The 273-nt window shown below is 68.1% G+C and carries 2 pseudogenes; both read left to right on the top strand.

The annotated features are described in order from the left end of the window. Window positions 1-132: pseudogene (locus ACQG3P_RS19725) on the top strand (ergothioneine biosynthesis protein EgtB); the annotation flags it as partial. Continuing rightward, window positions 129-273, top strand: a pseudogene (locus ACQG3P_RS19730) (L-histidine N(alpha)-methyltransferase); the annotation flags it as partial. The pseudogenes ACQG3P_RS19725 and ACQG3P_RS19730, both read left to right, overlap by 4 nt.

A 273-nucleotide genomic window follows, 5' to 3' on the forward strand; every position in this document is an offset into this window, starting at 1 on the left:
GGCCAATGGGTACTGCGTGGCGGCAGCTGCGCCACCCCGGCCGACCACATCCGTGCCAGCTACCGCAATGTCTTCGCACCGTCGGCGCGCTGGCAGTTCGCCGGCCTGCGTCTGGCCAAGGATGCCGCATGAGCACTCTCAGTGATGCCCTGGATGCGTTGACCGACCTGCAGCCGGATCGCGCGCGGATCACCGCCGACATCCTGCACGGCCGGTCGCAGCGCCCACGCCAGTTGCCTTCCAAGTATTGCTACGATGCACGCGGCTCGCAGC

The organism is Stenotrophomonas sp. SrG, assembly GCF_050031795.1.
Classification (GTDB): Bacteria; Pseudomonadota; Gammaproteobacteria; order Xanthomonadales; family Xanthomonadaceae; genus Stenotrophomonas; species Stenotrophomonas rhizophila_A.